This is a genomic window from Janthinobacterium sp. GMG1 (assembly GCF_034427795.1).
Lineage (GTDB): Bacteria > Pseudomonadota > Gammaproteobacteria > Burkholderiales > Burkholderiaceae_D > Janthinobacterium.
Window position 1 is genome coordinate 552,032 of sequence record NZ_JAXQNT010000002.1, and the last position, 17,822, is coordinate 569,853.

A 17,822-nucleotide genomic window follows, 5' to 3' on the forward strand; every position below is an offset into this window, starting at 1 on the left:
TTTCTATCATGGCAGCAAGTCAACAAGGGCTTGCCGCCCATAGTCAAGGAGAGTGTCATGATTGAATCGCGCCGCAGTTTCTTGCGCGCCTTGCCAGCCGTAACCATCGGGGCGGCCATCGCGCCGCTGCCCAGCAAGGCCGCAACGAAGGGCGAAGGCGGCCAGCGCTGGGCGATGGTGGTCGATGTGCAGAAATGCATCGGTTGCCAGGCTTGCACGGTCTCTTGCATCATGGAAAACGCCGTGCCGGAAAACAGCTTCCGCACCGTCGTCTCGACCTATGAAGTCAAGGAAGAAAACCGCTGCGGCACCTATATGCTGCCACGGCTGTGCAACCACTGCGCCAATCCCCCCTGCATTCCCGTCTGTCCCGTGGGCGCCACCTTTCAGCGCAAGGATGGCGTTGTCGTCGTCGATGGCGACCGCTGCGTGGGCTGCGCCTACTGCGTGCAGGCGTGCCCGTACGACGCGCGCTTCATCAACCACGAAACGGGCAAGGCCGACAAATGCACGTTCTGCGCGCACCGGGTCGACGAAGGCTTGCTGCCGGCCTGCGTGGAAACCTGCGTGGGCGGCGCGCGCATCTTCGGCGACCTGAATGACCCGGAAAGCATGGTGCACCAGCTGCTGACCGAGAACAAGGTGAAGGTGCTGAAACCCGAGCAGGGCACCCAGCCCCACGTGTTCTACCTGGGACTGGACACGCGCTTCGCCGGCCACGTCGAAGGCGAAGCGACTCTTTGGCAACCGAGCAAACACGGGAAATAAACCATGGACAGCCACATCACCGAAATTCTCAACGTCACGCGCGAGGCGGCATGGCTGCCGTGGGCGGTGCAGTATTTTTTCCTCATCGGCCTCAGTTACGGCAGCTTCATGCTGACCCTGCCGTACTTCGTTTTCGGCCGCAAGGCGTATGAACGCCTGGGGCGCATCGCGCTGCTGGCCTCTCTCGTCTGCGGCATGACGGCGCCCGTGGCGCTGCTGGCCGACCTGCACGGGCCGGGTCGCTTCTACCATTTCTATATTTACTTCCAGCCGCAGTCGTGGATGTCGTGGGGCTCGTTCTTCATTCCCCTGTATCTGGGCTGTCTGATGCTGTACGCGTGGCTGGCGCTGCGCGTGGACTTCGCCACGCGGGGGCAGGGACAGGACCGTCTGGCCTTCCTTTACCGCTTGGCCGGGCGCGGTGGCGCCGCATCGCGCAAGGCCATCGTCACCGCCGCCGCTTTCACCTTGCTGGCCGCCTTCGTGGTGGGACTGTACACGGGCATGGAAGTGATGGTGGTGCGTGCCAGGCCCCTGTGGTTCACGCCATTCCTGCCGGCGCAATTTGCCGCCACGGCATTCGTGGGAGCGGTGGGTCTGGCGCTGCTGTTCAACCGCTTCCTGCCGGGTCGCGACAAGGCGCTGGAAGTGTCGCTGAACCGGGCGTTGGCCCTGTCGCTGGCGCTGGTGCTGGCCCTGGGCGGCGGCTGGCTGTTCGTGAGCCTCTCTGGCGTGAGCGCCAGCCACAGCATGGCCTTTACCCAGGTGGCTGGCATGCCGCAATGGCAGTTCACGGCCGTCTGGGCCGTGCTGTCGTCCATCGTGCCGATGGCGCTGGCCATCTGGCGCCCGGCCACGAGCGGCCTGGCCAATGGCCTGATCGCGCTGCATAGCGCCTGGATGATGCGCTGGACGATTTTCATCGGCGGCCAGACGATCCCGAAAACGGGCGCCGGCCTGTATGACTACCACCTGCCGATGGGGAACGATGGCTTGATGGGGATTATCGGCACGGCCGGCCTGTGGATCGCGCTGCTGTTGCTGATGCTGGAATTTTTGCCATGGGCGGGACGCATGCTGCGCAACCGTCCCGCCATGGCCACGCACTGAGGAGTCAAAAATGAACGAACGCACAAACAACGACGACCGCAACGACGGCCCTGAAGACGAAAACGAAAAGCGCCGCAAGCTGCTGCGCTACGGCGCCATCGGCGGCGGCCTGGCCGCGTTTGCCGCCAGCTTTTCCACCACGGCCGGCCGCATGGTCGACCACGCGCTGGGCAAGGACAAGCCTGTGCAGAAACTACATGGCAATTCCCTGCCGCCCGAGTTTTCCGTCGACACGGCCACGGGCAAGCTGACCGTCAATCCGGACCAGCAGGTCAGCTACACCATGTGCATGGGCTGCACCACGTTTTGCGGCGTGCGCGTGCGCCTCGATAAAAGAAGCGGCAAGGTCTTGCGCGTGGCGGGCAACCCATACAGCCCCCTGTCGGCCGACCCGGCGCTGCCATATCAAACCTCGATACGCGACAGCTTTGTGTCGCTGTCGCGCTTCCAGGAAAAGGGTTTGAAAGGGCGCTCCACCGCTTGCGGCCGCGGCAACGGCGTGCTGGAACAGATGGAGTCGCCGTTCCGCGTGCTGGCACCCATGAAGCGCGTGGGTCCGCGCGGCGGCGGCCAGTGGGAGCCGATCGCTTTTGACCAGTTGGTCAAGGAAGTGACGGAAGGCGGCGACCTGTTTGGCGAAGGCCATGTGCAGGGACTGCGCGCCTTGCGCGAGCTGGAAAAGCCGATCGATCCGGCGCAGCCGGAACTGGGCCCGCAAGTCAATCAGGTGGGCCTGATGTGCAGCACCGATGATGGCCGCCTGGCGTTCGGCACGCGCTTTTTCAAGCAGTCGTACGGCAGTCTGAACCTGGTCAACCACGGCTCGTATTGCGGCGGCGCCTACCGCAGCGGCTCGGGCGCCATGTTCGGCGACATGAAGAAAATGCCGCACGCGAAAGTGGATCTGGAAAACACGGAGTTCTGCATTTTCGTCGGCACGGCGCCGGGCAATGCGGGCAACCCGTTCAAACGCCAGGGCACCTTGATCGCCAAGGCACGTTCCGGCAAGCGCGAATTCAGCTACGTCGTCGTCGACCCCGTGCTGACGAATGCGGACAGCCTGGCCGCGGGCGACCGCAGCCGCTGGGTGCCGATCAAGCCGGGCACGGATGGCGCGCTGGCCATGGCAATGATCCGCTGGATCATTGAGCACGAACGCTATGACCGCAACTTCCTCGTCCAGCCGAATCTGAAGGTGGCGGAAGCGGCGGGCGAAGCCGCCTGGTGCAACGCCACGCACCTGATCATCAACGAGAAGGGCCACGCGCGCGACGGCCGCTACCTGCGCGCGTCGGACATCGGCGCCGTGGAACTGGCGGAAGAAGAGCGCTACAAGGATGGCGACGCCTACTGCGTGATCGACGCCGCCACGCAAGCCATCGTGCCGCACAATGCCGCCAAGGGAGAAGGGCGTTTGTTCTTCGACGGCCCGCTGGACGTGCTTGGCGCGCCGCTGCACCTGAAGACGGCCATGACGATGCTGAACGAGGAAGCGCAGCGCCACAGCATGGACGAATACTCGGCTGCCTGTGGCATCGGGCGCGACATCATCGAAGGCTTGGCGCAGGAACTGACCAGCCATGGCAAGCGCGCGGCCGTCAATGCGCACGGCGGCATGATGTCGGGCGCCGGGTTTTATAACGCGTATGCGCTGGTCATGCTCAATACCCTGATCGGCAATTTGAACCGCAAGGGCGGCACCCTCGTCAATGGCGGCAGCTTCAAGGATGCGGGACCCGGTCCGCGCTACAACCTCGAGAGTTTCGACGGCGAGATCAAGGCGGCCGGCATGCCGATAGGGCGCAATGTGCCGTATGAAAAAACGTCGGAATTCAAGCTGAAGAAAGAAGCGGGCAAGGCGTATCCGGCCAAGGCGCCGTGGTATCCGAATGCGCCCGCGCTGGCGACCGAATGGCTTACCAGCGCCATGAACGGCTATCCGTATACCTTGAAGGCGCTGATCCTGTGGAGCTGCAATCCCGTCTACGGCATCACTGGCTTGCGCGCGCAGATCGGCAAGGAACTGGCCGATCCGAAGAAGATTCCCCTGATCGTCGCCATCGACCCCTTCATCAATGAAAGCTCGGCGTTTGCCGACTACCTGCTGCCCGATACCTTGTTGTATGAAAGCTGGGGCTGGGCCGGCGCCTGGGGCGGCATGCCCGTCAAAATGAGCACGGCACGCTGGCCCGTGGTCGAACCGCGCGTGCAAAAGACGCCGGACGGCCAGACCATCTGCATGGAATCGTTCTTCATCGCGCTGGCGAAAACGATGGCCTTGCCCGGCTTTGGCCCGGACGCATTGCAAGACATGGATGGCCAGCGCTTCCCCCTGCAGCGCGCGGAAGACTGGTATCTGCGCGGCGGCGCCAACATCGCCTGGCAAGGGAAAACGTCCGTGCCTGACGCCAGCGACGACGATATCGACCTGTCCGGCGTGGCGCGCATCCGCCCCGAACTGGAGCGCACCCTGAAGCCGGAAGAGTGGCGCAAGGTGGCCTTCATGCTGGCGCGGGGAGGCCGCTACCAGAGCTATGGCGAGATGTTCGGCCTGCGCCTGCCGCCAGCGGCGAATGCCAAGGCACCGGCAGCTCCTGCACCTGTGATCGACGAGACGCCATATCCGCAGGACTGGTCCACGCACCGCTATCTGAAACCGATGATGCTGTACAACGAGGGCCTGGGTGTGAGCAAGAATAGCCTGAGCGGCAAGCGTTTTCCTGGTACGCCCGCGTGGCGGGTCGCGGCGTTTGCCGACGGCACGCCCGTGCGCAAGACTTATCCGGCCAGCGAATGGCCGTTCGAGCTGATCAGTTTTAAATCCGCGCTGCAAAACTCGTACAGCATCGGCGCGCGGCGTTTGCGCGGCATCCACCCCGACAACCCGGTCGCTGTGCACCCCGACGATGCGGCGCGCCTGAAGCTGCAAAATGGCGATACCATTTACCTGGAAACGCCGGGCGGCAGGGCCAGGGCCACGGTAATGCTGCGCCATGGCGTGCAGCGGGGCGTGATCGCCATCGAACACGGTTTCGGCCACAAGGAGCACGGCGCGCGCGCCCACCGTATCGGCAAGTCGCGCCAGCCCGATGAACCGGCCATCGGCGCCGGCATCAACCTCAACGACCTGGGCTTGACGGATCCGAGCCGCGGCGACAAGAACGTGTTTGTCGATCCCGTCTCGGGCACGTCAGTGCGGCAGGGACTGCCGGCGCGCATCGTGCGGGCTTAAATCTCTCCGCTGGCCATCAGCAGCCGGGCCACCTCGGCTGCTGAATGCAGGCCCAGTTTTTCCATCGTGTTATGGCGGTGCACCTGCACCGTCTTGTCGCTGATGCCCAGTTCGCGGGCGATGACTTTCGAGGCTTTGCCTTCGGCCATCAGCAGCGCCACTTCGCGCTCACGCGCCGTCAGTGTCGCCAGCGCCGCTTGCGCCGTATTCGCGCTGGCGGCGCTGCGGCTTTCTGCCACGCTGCGGGCTACGGCGCGCGAGACGGCATCCAGCAGTACCTGGTCCTTGCACGGTTTTTCCAGAAAATCGCAGGCGCCTGCCTTCATCGTCTGCACGGCCATGGCCAGGTCGCCGTGACCGCTGAGGAAAATCACGGGCAGCGCGATGGCGTGGCACGACAGCTCCTGTTGCAGTTCCAGCCCGCTCATCAAGGGCATGCGCACGTCGAGCAGCAAGCAGCCAGGCGCATGGCCCTCGTAGCGCTGCAGGAAGTCGCGCGCGGACTCGAACGTCTCCACTTTCCATCCAGCCGAATCGAACAGATAGGCCAGCGAGCGGCGCATGGCGGCGTCGTCGTCGACGACAAAGATGATCGCATCGCTTTCATTCATGGTGTTTTCTCTTGTCTTTCCTTGTGCGCGTCCATGCCGCTATCTTCGGGCAGGCGGAACCAGACCGTCAAGCCGGGCGCATCGGCATTGGCGTGCGCCGACAGGCTGCCGCCGAACGATTCGATGATGCTTTTGCTGAGCGACATGCCCAGACCCAGGCCTTCGGCCTTGGTGGTGAAAAACGGTTCGAACAGGCGCGCCATCTGCGCCGCATCGAGGCCGCAGCCGGCATCGCGCACGGCCACCGTGCAGGCGCCGTTTTCACGGTGCAGCAGCACGCCGATGGGGTGTACGGGATTGTCGCCTTCCACCTGCGCGTCGAGCGCATTTTTCAATAAATTGAGCAGTACCTGCTGCACTTGCTGCGGGTCGGCCAGCACGCGCGGTGCAGCGCTGACCGTCTCGTGGCGCCAGGCTATCTTCGCTTGCGGATGGGCCGCGCGGAACAGCGATACCGCTTGCTCCACAGCGTCGGCCAGGGCGAAGGCCGTGCTGTGCGCGGGACGCTTTTGCGCCATGGCGCGGATGTGGCGGATGATGGCGCCCGCGCGCTCGCTTTGCGTGGCGATTTCCTGCGCGCCGTCGAGCAGGGGCGCCGCATCGAGCCTGCCCGCCGTGATGCGGCGCGCCATGCCGCGCGCGAAATTGCCGATGGCCGCCAGCGGCTGGTTCAATTCGTGCGCGATGGCGCTGGCCATCTCGCCCAGAATCGCCAGGCGCGCCGTGTGATCGAGCGTGGCCTGGCGCTGGCGCGCCTGCTCTTCCAGCGCGCGCTGCTGGTGCTGGGCCGCGCGCAATTGCTCCGTGCGCCGGCTGACCAGGTATTCCACGCGCACCGTATGCACGGCCCAGGCCACGAGCAGGGCCAGCACCAGCAGCATCCAGCCCCAGTAACGGCGCAGCGCCGTCTCGAATGTCAGCTTGTCCAGATAGGCGTAGGGGCCGATGTGCAAGTCGCGGAACAGTTCATCGACGATCTGGTAATCGCTGGGTACCGTCCAGCTGTAGCCTTCATCGGTACGCGGCATGGCGAGCAGAGCCTGCGCCACTTTTTTCGCCAGCGCGGGCGGCGTCTGGCGCAGGGCCACAAAGGGCCAGTCCGGATACAGCCGCGACGAGCTGGCGCAGCGAAAACCGGGAATCGGCCGCGTGGTGATCACGCGCAGTTCATCGGCGCGCACTTCGCCGCGCGTCACCATCTGTTCGAGCAAACAGGTGCGCACGATGCCCGCATCCATGCGCCCCGCACGCACGGCGTCGATGATCTGCTGCGAGGGAAAACCGCTGTAGCGCAGGCTGGAAAAATCATGCGTGGGGTCGATGCCCGCTTCGCGCAATTCGCGCGCGGCGATCTGGTAGCCGCCAAAGGCGTCAGGTGCCACGGCCATCACGTTCTTGCCCGCCAGGTCGGCCAGGTCATGCAGGGGCGACGCGCTGCGCACGACGATGGCCGAACCGATGGCCTGGCGCGGTGACTCCGTCCACGGCGATTCCAGGGTGGCGATGCGGCTGGCGCCGTCGCTGTGTTCGAGCGCCACGTAGTGGCCGCTGCTGGTGATGGCAAAGGCAATCGCCTGCGACTGCACGGCGCGCGTCAGGCCCGCCTGGTCATAGTCGGCCAGGATGAAACGGATGCCGGGAATGCTGGCCTGCAGGTGGCGCGTCACGTACGACCAGTCTTGCTGCACGGCGTCGCCGCCCTTGTAGGCCAGCACGCCAATGCGTACCTCCGGCAGTGCCGTGTCGGCATGCACTGGCGCGAGCAGGAGCGCCAGTGCCAGTAGGACAAGCCTGCGCACTAGAACATGCTGCGCTGCGCCGAACGCGCATCGCCGAACAGGTCCAGCAGCAGTTTTTTGATGGGGGCGGGCAGCGGCGCGTCCGCGATTTTCGCGCCGTCATACCAGACGTGCGTGGTTTCCCCGGCCAGCGCCAAACGCCGCGCCAGGGTGATGCGGCAGGGGACGATGTGCAGTTTGTAGTGCGTAAACACGTGCACGATGGGCAGCAGCCGTTCCTGCGTTTCGATTGCGCCAAACGGGGCCACGGCGCGCATGAGAGCATCCTCGTTTATCTCTCGCGGACAGTCCTCTCCGGCCAGCACGTGGCCATCGAGTTCTGGCAAGGACAGCAAGCCGCCCCAGATACCCGAACCGGGGCGCTGCTCCAGCAGCACCTTGCCGTCGTCGATGATGACCAGCATGACGGCGTGTTTTTCCGGGCTGGTTTTCTTCGGTTTGCGCACGGGCAGATCCTTGGTGCGGCCGGTGGCGTAGGCCACGCAGCGCGGCTGCAGCGGACAGCGGCCGCAATCGGGACTGCTGCGCGTGCACAGGGTGGCGCCAAAGTCCATCAAACCCTGTGTGTAGGCTTCGATACCTGTTTCAGGCAGCAGCGCTTCTGCGCGGCGCCACATGGCTTCCTCGATGCGTTTTTCGCCGGGATAGGCATCGATGCCAAACGTGCGCGCAAAGACGCGCTTGACGTTGCCGTCCATGATGGCCGCGCGCGTGCCGCTGGAAAACGCGGAGATGGCGGCCGCCGTCGAACGGCCGATGCCGGGCAGGTCGGCCAGCAGGGCCGGGTCGCTGGGGAAGATGCCATCGTATTCGGCCACCACGCGCTGCGCGCACTTGTGCAGGTTGCGCGCCCGCGTGTAGTAACCAAGGCCGCTCCATTGCGCCATCACTTCTTCGACGGGCGCGCTAGCGAGGTCGCGCAGGGTGGGGAAGCGTTCGAGGAAGCGCGCGTAATAGCCGAGCACGGCGGTGACCTGCGTTTGCTGCAGCATGATTTCGGACAGCCAGATCAGGTAGGCATCGCGCGTGTTTTGCCATGGCAGCGCGTGGCGGCCGTGCTGCTTTTGCCAGGCGATGACGGTGGCGGAAAAACTAGGGTCGATATAGTCTTCTAAAGGTGCCGCGCCCGTGGCGGGCGAGAGTTGATGCAGCAAACGTTTCATGCAGGGTTCCAGTGTTCTGTTGTTGGATGTTGCTGGTGCTGCGCTCAGCTTGCGCTGGCGGCGCGCAAGGTGGCCAGCAATTGCACCAGCTGCGCCTTGTCGCGTTCGAGCGCCGCCAGGCTCGCTTCAAAGCCGGCGATTTTCTGTTCCAGGCTGCCCGTGGCGTCGTGGATGCGCTGGATCGAGGCAAAGCGCAGTTTCAGCTGTTCCTTGTATTCGACGATCTGCGCTTCGAGCGGCGCCATGATGACTTTCAGCCAGGCGCTGGCGTCGTCGTTGGCGTTGGTGAAACTGCGGCGCACGCGCGAGGCGATGGTGTCGAAGAATTTTTCCATCAGCACGACCCGGCTGGTGGTGAGCAGGGTCGCCGTGCCGAATTGCTTATGGTAGACGGCTTCGATGTCGGCGATTTCCTGGCGATAGCGGGCCAGTGAAAACGGCATCGGCAAGGCCAGCGCCAGGCCATGCTCGGAAGCGAATTTGCGGTACATCACGTTCATCATTTCCGTGATCTCGGACGTCTTGCCTTCCGAGCGGTCCAGGTTGCTGGCGATGCGCTCGAAATACTGGCGCACGGCTTCGCGCAGGCCCGTGAAAAAGCGGCTGCGCTGCATGGCCGCGCGCACGCCATCGATATCGTCGCGCACGATGTCCATGCCGAGACTCGTGTACAGCTCCGTCGACAGGCGCGTAAATACGGCGCGCGTCGCTTGCAGCTTGAACAGGCTGCTGTCGAATTCCTTCTTCTCGATATCGATGCGCCGCATCATGTGTGCGATCACGCTCTGGTTCTTGCCGCGCAGGCTGTGCAGCTCGTGCAGCTGCTCGGCGATGCCGCGCGCGCGGGCCGCCGCCTGCACCTGCTGCGCCGCTTCGATGGCGTCCAGGTCGAACGCCAGCTGGCACCGGATGATGTCCTTGCGCGCGGGGATCAGCTCCTCGAACAGGGCCGTCTCCAGCGCCTGCAAGCGGCTCTTTTCCAGCAGCGCCGCATCGTGGTTGATCTTGCCCACCAGGGCTTTTTGCGCGGAGACGGGGAATACCTGGCCAGGGTCCAGTGTCAACAGATGCGCCACGCTGGCCTGCTGGCGTTCGATCGCTTGCGCCACCTCGGCATCGCCGCGCAATTCGTCCCACATGCTGTCGATTTTGTTGAGCACCACCAGGCGCCCCGCGCCGGCGCCGATATGGTTGCGCCATACCTCGATGTCGCTGCGCGTGACGCCCGTGTCGGCCGCCAAAATGAACAGCACCGCGTGCGCGTTCGGGATCAGGTTCAGGGTCAGTTCCGGTTCCGTGCCGATGGCGTTCAGTCCGGGCGTATCGAGGATGACCAGGCCCTGTTTCAGCAGCGGATGGGGGAAGTTGATGATGGCGTGGCGCCACATGGAGATTTCCACCTGGCCGTGCTCGTCGAGCATGGCGGGGGCGTCCGCGTCGTCGGCGTCGTACAGGCCGTAGCGTGCCGCTTCCTCGACGCTGACTTTTTTCGTCAGGCTCACCTGGCGGATGGCTTCCTGCATGTCGCCGCCCGCCTCGATGTTCAGGGACAGCACGCTCCAGGCGGCGGGCAGGTCGCGGTAGTCGCTGGTCGACAGGTTTTGCGCGCGCGTCTCGATGGGCAGCAGCCGGATCGATGGCGGCCAGGCCGCGTCGTACAGCAGCTCGGTGGGGCACATGGTGGTGCGGCCCGCGCCCGAGGGCAGGATGCGCTGGCCGTAGCCGGCAAAGAAGATGGCGTTGATCAGCTCGGATTTGCCGCGCGAGAATTCCGCCACGAAGGCAACAGATAAACGGTCGTCAGTCAGGCGGGAGACACAGCGCGCCAGGCGCAGCGCGGAGGCGCCGTCGACCAGGCCCGCCGCGCTGGCGGCTTGCCGGTATGCCTGCAAGGCGGCCTGCACGTCCTGGCGCCACGCGCTGTATTGTTCCAAGTCCCTGACCATCTGGCTCCCTTTTTCCATGACTTACTTTTGACCGCTATTTCTGACAGTTCACGCAGTAAAACGTGGAACGCTGTCCCTGTACGATCTGGCGGATCGGTGCGCCGCACACGCGGCATGGCTTGCCTGCGCGGTTGTACGTGAAATACGTCTGCTGGAAGTATCCGGACTGGCCGTTCACGCCGATGAAGTCGCGCAAGGTGCTGCCGCCCTGCACGATGGCTTCGGCCAGCACGTCGCGGATCGCTTGTGCCAGTTTCTCATAGCGGGCCAGGCCGATGCGCCGGGCTGGCGTCTTCGGGTTGATCCCCGCGCGGAACAGGCTTTCGGAACAATAGATATTGCCCACGCCGACGACGATGTCGCCCGCCATCAGCACCTGCTTGATGTTGGTGCCCTTGTTGCGCGTTTTCTCGAACAGCAGCTGGCCCGTGAAGCCGCCTTCCAGCGGTTCCGTGCCGAGTCCCCGCAGGAGCGCGTGGCCGTCCAGCGGTCCGTCGGCCTCGTCGTGCCACAGTACGGCGCCGAAGCGGCGCGGGTCCGTCATGCGCAGCACCTGGCTGCCCCCTTGCGCGTCTTCCACGACGAGGTCGAAATGGTCGTGTTTTTGCGCCTCCGTCCCCGTCGGCAGCACGCGCAAATGACCCGACATGCCCAGGTGGATGATCAGGGTGCCGTGGCGGAAGTGGATCAGCAGGTATTTGCCGCGCCGCCCCGTCAGGCCGATGGTTTGCCCGGACAATTGTTCGCCCAGGGCAGGGGGGAAGGGCCAGCGCAGGCCGTCGCGGCGCAGCACGACGGAGCGCACGGCGCGTCCTTCGAGATGGGGCGCGACACCGCGCCGTGTGACTTCGACTTCTGGCAATTCTGGCATAGGGCTCGAATGGTGGAAAACCGGGTAAAAAACAGGCGGGTTGCCGGCCGATGGCTGGCCCGGACACGCTGCGCCGCCACGACATATATATTTCGTTACATACGTGAAGTACGCGATAGCCGCGTTGGGCGTAGAATCAGACTTTGCCGTTTAGCCAGGATCAGCCTTTGAAAAACGCTTTCGCCATTGTAACCTTGTCCGCCCTGATGGCCACGCATGCCATGGCACAGACGCCTGTCGCCCCTGCCGATGCCGCGGCCGGCCCCTCTGCGGCCGCGCCCGCCGCGCCGCAGGAGCCGGACACCTCCAAGGAGGGGGCCGGCGGCGACGGGCTGCCGAAGGTCGAATTGAGCAGCGATTTGCTGTACAAGCTGACCAAGGCTGAAATGGAATTCAAGAGCGGCCAGTGGCAAGGGCCGTACGTGACGATGATGGTGGCGGCGCAGCAGACGCGCGACCCGCGCCTGGCGCGCCGCGCTTCCGAAATGGCGCTGGCCGCCAAGCAGGGAAGCGAAGCGCTGGCGGCCATCCGTCTGTGGCGCGAGCTGGCGCCCGATTCCGACGAGGCGACGCAGTTCTTCCTCGGCTTCGTCGTGTTGACGGACAAGATCGAGGAAGCGGAGCCGATCTTCGCCGAGCGCCTGGCCAATGCGCCAGGGGGCGCGCGCGGCGTGGCCCTGTTCCAGATGCAGCAAATCCTGTCGCGCTCGAATGACAAGCTGTTTGCGTATGCCATGCTCACGCGCCTGGTGCAGCCTTACCTGGACATGTTCGAAGCGCACCTGGTGCTGGCGCAGGGCGCCTTGTCGCTTGGCGAGCGTGAACGCGCCATCGGCGAAGCGAACAAGGCGCTGTCGATCAAGCCGAACTCCGAGCTGGCCGCACTGACCCTGGCGCAGGTGACGGGCGAACCCGAAGCGGCAAACAAGGTGCTGGCCACGTTCCTGCAAAAGAATCCCGATGCCGTCGAAGTGCGCGGCGCGTACGCGCGCCTGCTGGTCGAGCAAAAACAGCTGGAGCCGGCGCGCGACCAGTTCCTGCTGCTGTTGAAAAGCCAGCCCGATAACGTGGGCGGCCTGTATGCGCTGGGCATCGTGGCGCTGCAGCTGGAAGACACCAAGGGCGCGGAGCAGTACTTCAAGCGCTTCCTGGCCGTGCTGGATAAAAATCCTGGCGACGCGCGCGATCCGTTCAAGGCCTTGATGATACTGTCGCAGATCGCCGAGACGCGCGGCGACACGGCCGGCGCCATCGCCTGGCTGGACAAGGTCGACAACAGCGCTTCCGCCGGTTATGTCGAGGCGCGCTTGCGTCGCGCCCAGCTGATCGCCCGTGGCGGCAATCTCGATGCGGCGCGCAAGGCGCTGACGGAAATCGAAACGGACGATCCGGCAAGCCAGGCGCAGGTGCTGCTGGTCGACGCGCAATTCCTGCGCGATGCCGGCTACGTGCAAAGCGCCTATACGGTGCTGGAAAATGCCTTGCTGCGCTTCCCCGACAATCCGGAACTGCTGTACGACTACGCCTTGCTGGCCGAGCGCCTGGATAAACTCGAGCTGATGGAAGCGAGCCTGCGCCGCGTGATGGCGCTGGCGCCCGACAATCAGCATGCGTATAACGCCCTGGGCTATTCGCTGGCCGAACGGGGCATCCGCCTTGAGGAGGCCCATGCGTTGATCGAAAAAGCGTTGCAGATGGCGCCGGGCGACCCGTTCATCATGGATAGCATGGGCTGGGTGCAGTTCCGCATGGGTAACCTGGCCGCCGCGGAAAACGCGCTGCGCCGCGCGTATGCCGTGCGCAGCGACCCGGAAATCGCCGTCCACCTGGGCGAAGTGCTGTGGCAAAAGGGCGACAAGGCCGAAGCGCAAAAACTGTGGCGCGAAGCGCGCAGCAAGGACCCGAAAAACGACGCGCTGAAAAGTACCCTGGCGCGCTTGAATGTCAGTTTGTGATTGAACCGATTAACTCAACTATAAAAAACCAGCGCCATGGCGCTGGTTTTTCCTTGTGCCCATGTTAAAAAAACTCCTTCCCCTCACACTGGTCTGCCTGGCCCTCTCGGCCTGCTCGACCCTGTCATCTCCCTTTTCGTCTGGCGCCGCGCCCTCCGGTAAAACCGTCGCTGCTTACCGCGAACAGGTCGATCTGACGGGCCGCCTGAACGTCGTGTACCAGAAAGATGACAAGCCCGAATCGGCCACCGTCAATTTCAACTGGCAGCAGACGGCGCAGCGCACGGATGTGACCTTGTACTCGCCCGTCGGCAGCACCCTGGCGACGATCGCCGTCACGCCGCAGCAAGCCGTGTTGACGCAAAGCGGCAAGGCGCCGCGCAGCGCGCCCGATGTCGATACCCTGAGCGCGCAGATGCTGGGCTGGTCCTTGCCCGTGTCGGGCTTGCGCGACTGGCTGCAGGGCTATGCCGTGGGCGCCGATGGCAAGCGCTTCGTCGCTTCACCGGCCAACGACAGCGTGACGACCAAAGACGGCTGGCGCCTGCGCTATGTGTCGTGGCAAGAAGTAGGGCAAAATGCGGCCGACAATACGCCGGGCGCCTTGCCCCAACCGCGGCGTATCGATGCCGAACGCAATGCCAGCGCGCAAGCCGATGCCGTCTCGCTGCGCATCGTGCTCGATCCCGCCCCATCCGTACCTGCACCATGACATTGACGACCCTGAATAACTGCCCGGCACCGGCCAAACTGAACCTCTTTCTGCACGTCAACGGCCGCCGCGCCGATGGCTACCATCTGCTGCAGACGGTGTTCCAGTTGCTCGACCATGGCGACACCCTGCACTTCGCGTTGCGCGACGACACGGCGATCCACCGCGTGACGGCACTGACCGGCGTGCCGGAGGAGCAAGACCTGATCATCCGCGCCGCGAAACTGTTGCAGGCCGAAGTGTTGCGCCGTACGGGCGCCTTGCCGCGCGGCGTCGATATCGCCATCGACAAGGTGCTGCCCATGGGCGGCGGGCTCGGTGGCGGTTCGTCCGACGCGGCCACGGCCCTGATGGCGCTCAATCGTCTGTGGCAGGCCGGTTTGACGCGCGAGGAATTGATGGCGCTGGGCTTGCCGCTGGGCGCCGATATCCCGTTTTTCATCTTTGGCGAAAACGCCTTTGCCGAAGGCGTGGGCGAAGCCCTGCAGCCCGTCGCCACGCCCGAATGCTGGTATGTGGTGATCGAGCCGGGCGTGCAAGTGCCTACCGCCGCAATTTTTTGCGCGGAAGGCTTGACGAGAAATACCGAACCCGTCACAATAGCGGACTTTTCCAGGCACCTCGCAGAAGGAAACGATGCGGGCGGGTTTGGTAAGAATGATTTACAGCAAGTGGCATGCAGTCTTTTCAAGCCGGTAGCAGATGCGGTAGAATGGCTGGGTGCTTACGGTGAGGCCAGGATGACTGGTTCCGGTGCTTGTGTGTTTAGTGCGTTTGATAGTCAGGAAGAAGCGGATGCGGTGCTCAGCAATGTGCCACCAGTCTGGATCGCCTGGAAGACAAAAGCGCTGAATCGCCACCCGATGCTCACCATGTTGTAGAGAGCAAAAAAAGATTTTGCTTAGCGTCAAATAGTCGGTATAATACTGGCCAACATGACGGCAAGCAGTCAGTAACGTAGGGGAATCGCCAAGCTGGTTAAGGCACTGGATTTTGATTCCAGCATGCGAAGGTTCGAATCCTTCTTCCCCTGCCACCATTTCACCGTAGTCTGTCGATGCGAAGTTAGCGTCCAGTACGGGAAAAAGCAGATGTGTCGCCACGCGGCATATACTAAACAATGACTGACCGGGCCTATGCCCGGTTAGTGCTTTTCAAGACTTCTATATCACCTCTTGGGACTCCCATGGCTTACGAAAACCTGATGGTTTTTACCGGCAACGCGAATCCAGCGTTGGCAGAGGGGGTCGCAAAAAACCTCGGCATCCCTCTCGGTAAAGCAAACGTTTCGAAATTCTCCGACGGCGAAGTAATGGTCGAGATTAACGAAAACGTACGCGGCAAGGATGTTTTTGTTTTGCAATCCACCTGTGCTCCAACCAACGACAGCCTGATGGAAATCATGCTGATGGTTGATGCCTTGAAACGTGCTTCCGCTGGCCGTATCACCGCCGCAATTCCTTACTTCGGCTACGCCCGCCAAGACCGTCGTCCCCGCTCCGCGCGTGTGGCGATTTCGGCCAAGGTGGTGGCGAACATGCTGGAAGAAGCCGGTGTCGAGCGCGTCCTGATCATGGACTTGCACGCTGATCAGATTCAAGGTTTCTTCGATATCCCAGTCGACAATATTTACGCTTCGCCAATTTTGCTGGGTGACCTGCAAAAGAAAAACTACCAGGATCTGCTGGTGGTGTCGCCGGACGTCGGCGGTGTGGTACGTGCGCGCGCCCTGGCAAAACGCCTGGGCTGCGACCTGGCCATCATCGACAAGCGTCGTCCAAAAGCGAACGTGTCCGAAGTGATGAACATCATCGGTGAAGTCGAAGGCCGCAACTGCGTGATCATGGATGACATGGTCGACACGGCAGGCACCTTGACCAAGGCTGCCGAAGTGCTCAAAGAGCGCGGCGCGAAAAAAGTCGTGGCGTATTGCACGCACGCAGTGCTGTCGGGCCCGGCGATCGACCGTATTTCGGCCTCGCCACTCGATGAGCTGGTCGTGACCGATACGATCCCCCTGTCCGAAGCGGCCCTGGCCTGCGGCAAGATCCGTCAATTGACGTGCGCGCCGCTGCTGGCCGAGACGTTCAAACGCATCATCAAGGGTGACTCGGTCATCTCGCTGTTCATCGATTAATTCGGTAAGAGCAGCAACAGACGTAATGCCTGCGGCGCGACCGGCTTTTTGCCTGTTGCGCCGCAGTGTTTTAGTTTTCGGGGTGTTTTGCACCCATTTTCGAGGATTCCTGGTCGCGGGAGTCTTCATAACACAAGGCGCAAGCCTTGTTCTTCTTGGAGTTTCACATGAAAGTTATCGCATTTAAACGCGAATTGCAAGGTTCCGGAGCGAGCCGCCGCCTGCGCATTTCCGGCCAAACCCCTGGTATCGTCTACGGTGGCGCTGAAGCCCCTGTGCTGATCTCGCTGGATCACAACGCCCTGTACCATGCGTTGAAAAAAGAAGTGTTCCACTCGTCGATCCTGGATCTGGAAATCGACGGCGTTTCCCAGCAAGTTCTGTTGCGCGACTTCCAAGTCCACGCATACAAACAACTGGTTCTGCACGCTGACTTCCAGCGCGTTGATGCTAAGCAAGCTATCCACGTGAAAGTGGCGCTGCACTTCGTAAACGCTGACGTTTCCCCAGCAGTCAAACTGCACGGCGCGACCATCAGCCACGTAGCCAACGAAATCGAAGTTTCGTGCCTGCCAGGCCAACTGCCAGAATTCATCAACGTTGACCTGTCGAACATCGACGTCGGTCACTCGCTGCACGTTGGCGACCTGGTCCTGCCAGCTGGCGTGACCGCTGTCACCCACGGCGCCAACCTGACCATCGCTACCGCTTCGGTACCGGCTGGCCACGTTGCTGCTGAAGCCGCTGCTGCTGAAGTTGTTGCTGACAAGAAGTAATTCTGCCGCCGCAGCAATGCGGTAGTCGCAAGGAAAAACCCGTCCGGTTCGCTCCGGACGGGTTTTTTTCTGCCCGTTTTCACCGATAATACGTTTTTACACTGCAGACACAGCCATGCCCATACGCCTGATCGTCGGCCTCGGCAACCCGGGACCCGAATACGAACAAACCCGCCACAATGCCGGCTTCTGGCTGGTGGACAACCTTGCCAACAGCTTGCCCGGCACGCGCTTGCAGCGCGATTCGCGCTATAACGCCATGCTGGCCAAGACTTCCATTGGCGGCAACGAAGTGTGGCTGCTCGAACCGCTGACCTTCATGAACCGCTCGGGCCAGTCCGTGGGCGCGCTGGCGCGTTTCTTCAAGATCGCCGCCGATGAAGTGCTGGTCGTGCACGACGAACTTGATCTGATGCCCGGTATCGCGCGCCTGAAAAAGGGCGGCTCGGCCGGTGGCCACAATGGTTTGAAAGACATCACGGCCGCGCTGGGCACGCAGGATTACTGGCGCTTGCGCCTGGGTATCGGCCACCCGCGCACCCTGAGCCTGCAGCAGCAGGTGGCCGACTTCGTGCTGCACCGCCCGCGCCGCGAAGACCAGGAACTGATCGAGCAAGCGATAGAAAAATCCTTGCAGGTCATGCCGCAGATCATCGAAGGCAAGTTCGAGGCCGCAACCATGAAGCTGCATACGGCCTGAGAACAGGGCCTGATGGCGTCACGATACGGCTGTTTTGGCGTC

Annotated in this window: 14 protein-coding genes and 1 tRNA gene; 10 read left to right on the top strand and 5 right to left on the bottom strand. The window is 63.1% G+C overall.

Annotated elements, in window-relative coordinates:
* The first annotated feature begins 57 nt into the window (after positions 1 to 57).
* From dsrO to SJI03_RS07520, 3 genes are read left to right on the top strand one after another with little or no spacing between them, the layout of a single operon-like run.
* Complete coding sequence (dsrO, locus tag SJI03_RS07510; protein WP_322426702.1) at positions 58 to 768, top strand: sulfate reduction electron transfer complex DsrMKJOP subunit DsrO; 711 nt, start codon at positions 58 to 60, stop codon at positions 766 to 768.
* Positions 769 to 771: 3 nt separating this feature from the next.
* Positions 772 to 1,878: an NrfD/PsrC family molybdoenzyme membrane anchor subunit gene (gene nrfD, locus SJI03_RS07515; RefSeq protein WP_322426703.1), complete on the top strand. Its 1,107-nt coding sequence runs from the start codon at positions 772 to 774 to the stop codon at positions 1,876 to 1,878.
* Positions 1,879 to 1,888: 10 nt separating this feature from the next.
* On the top strand, positions 1,889 to 5,110 hold the full coding sequence (locus SJI03_RS07520; protein WP_099378458.1) for a molybdopterin dinucleotide binding domain-containing protein: 3,222 nt from the start codon (positions 1,889 to 1,891) through the stop codon (positions 5,108 to 5,110).
* Here SJI03_RS07520 and SJI03_RS07525 read toward each other — a convergent pair.
* Genes SJI03_RS07525 through mutM form a run of 5 tightly spaced genes read right to left on the bottom strand, consistent with a single transcriptional unit; the run spans position 5,107 to position 11,500 of the window.
* The gene (locus tag SJI03_RS07525) at positions 5,107 to 5,721 is read right to left on the bottom strand and encodes a response regulator transcription factor (RefSeq protein ID WP_322426704.1); all 615 of its coding nucleotides are present in this window, start codon (positions 5,719 to 5,721) and stop codon (positions 5,107 to 5,109) included. The two genes, SJI03_RS07520 and SJI03_RS07525, sit on opposite strands and share 4 nt — an antisense overlap.
* A complete protein-coding gene (locus SJI03_RS07530) occupies positions 5,718 to 7,520 on the bottom strand; it encodes a sensor histidine kinase (protein WP_322426705.1) in 1,803 nt (600 codons plus the stop codon). The genes SJI03_RS07525 and SJI03_RS07530 overlap by 4 nt, the downstream gene beginning before the upstream one ends.
* Positions 7,520 to 8,683, bottom strand: coding sequence for an A/G-specific adenine glycosylase (gene mutY / locus SJI03_RS07535; RefSeq protein ID WP_322426706.1), 1,164 nt, complete (start codon positions 8,681 to 8,683; stop codon positions 7,520 to 7,522). Before mutY ends, SJI03_RS07530 begins: the two co-directional genes overlap by 1 nt.
* Positions 8,684 to 8,727: 44 nt before the next feature.
* Complete coding sequence (locus tag SJI03_RS07540; RefSeq protein ID WP_322426884.1) at positions 8,728 to 10,629, bottom strand: dynamin family protein; 1,902 nt, start codon at positions 10,627 to 10,629, stop codon at positions 8,728 to 8,730.
* 34 nt (positions 10,630 to 10,663) lie between these two features.
* Positions 10,664 to 11,500 (bottom strand): bifunctional DNA-formamidopyrimidine glycosylase/DNA-(apurinic or apyrimidinic site) lyase, encoded by an 837-nt coding sequence (gene mutM, locus SJI03_RS07545; RefSeq protein ID WP_166445896.1) that lies wholly within the window; start codon positions 11,498 to 11,500, stop codon positions 10,664 to 10,666.
* A 167-nt stretch (positions 11,501 to 11,667) separates the two neighbouring features.
* Here mutM and SJI03_RS07550 point away from each other — a divergent pair, with 167 nt between their 5' ends.
* From SJI03_RS07550 to pth, 7 genes are all read left to right on the top strand, one after another.
* Positions 11,668 to 13,455, top strand: coding sequence for a tetratricopeptide repeat protein (locus SJI03_RS07550; protein WP_322426707.1), 1,788 nt, complete (start codon positions 11,668 to 11,670; stop codon positions 13,453 to 13,455).
* A 61-nt stretch (positions 13,456 to 13,516) separates the two neighbouring features.
* Positions 13,517 to 14,167 (top strand): outer membrane lipoprotein LolB, encoded by a 651-nt coding sequence (locus SJI03_RS07555; RefSeq protein WP_322426708.1) that lies wholly within the window; start codon positions 13,517 to 13,519, stop codon positions 14,165 to 14,167.
* Positions 14,164 to 15,048 (top strand): 4-(cytidine 5'-diphospho)-2-C-methyl-D-erythritol kinase, encoded by an 885-nt coding sequence (gene ispE, locus SJI03_RS07560; RefSeq protein ID WP_322426709.1) that lies wholly within the window; start codon positions 14,164 to 14,166, stop codon positions 15,046 to 15,048. Before SJI03_RS07555 ends, ispE begins: the two co-directional genes overlap by 4 nt.
* Positions 15,049 to 15,126: 78 nt before the next feature.
* Positions 15,127 to 15,203: transfer RNA gene (locus tag SJI03_RS07565), tRNA-Gln, on the top strand.
* A gap of 150 nt (positions 15,204 to 15,353) precedes the next feature.
* Positions 15,354 to 16,304: a ribose-phosphate pyrophosphokinase gene (locus tag SJI03_RS07570; protein ID WP_034753270.1), complete on the top strand. Its 951-nt coding sequence runs from the start codon at positions 15,354 to 15,356 to the stop codon at positions 16,302 to 16,304.
* Between the two features lie 167 nt (positions 16,305 to 16,471).
* Complete coding sequence (locus SJI03_RS07575) at positions 16,472 to 17,080, top strand: 50S ribosomal protein L25/general stress protein Ctc (protein ID WP_128141099.1); 609 nt, start codon at positions 16,472 to 16,474, stop codon at positions 17,078 to 17,080.
* A 115-nt stretch (positions 17,081 to 17,195) separates the two neighbouring features.
* Entirely contained in the window at positions 17,196 to 17,780 is a 585-nt protein-coding gene (gene pth, locus SJI03_RS07580) for an aminoacyl-tRNA hydrolase (RefSeq protein WP_099378468.1), read from the top strand.
* Positions 17,781 to 17,822 lie beyond the last annotated feature (42 nt).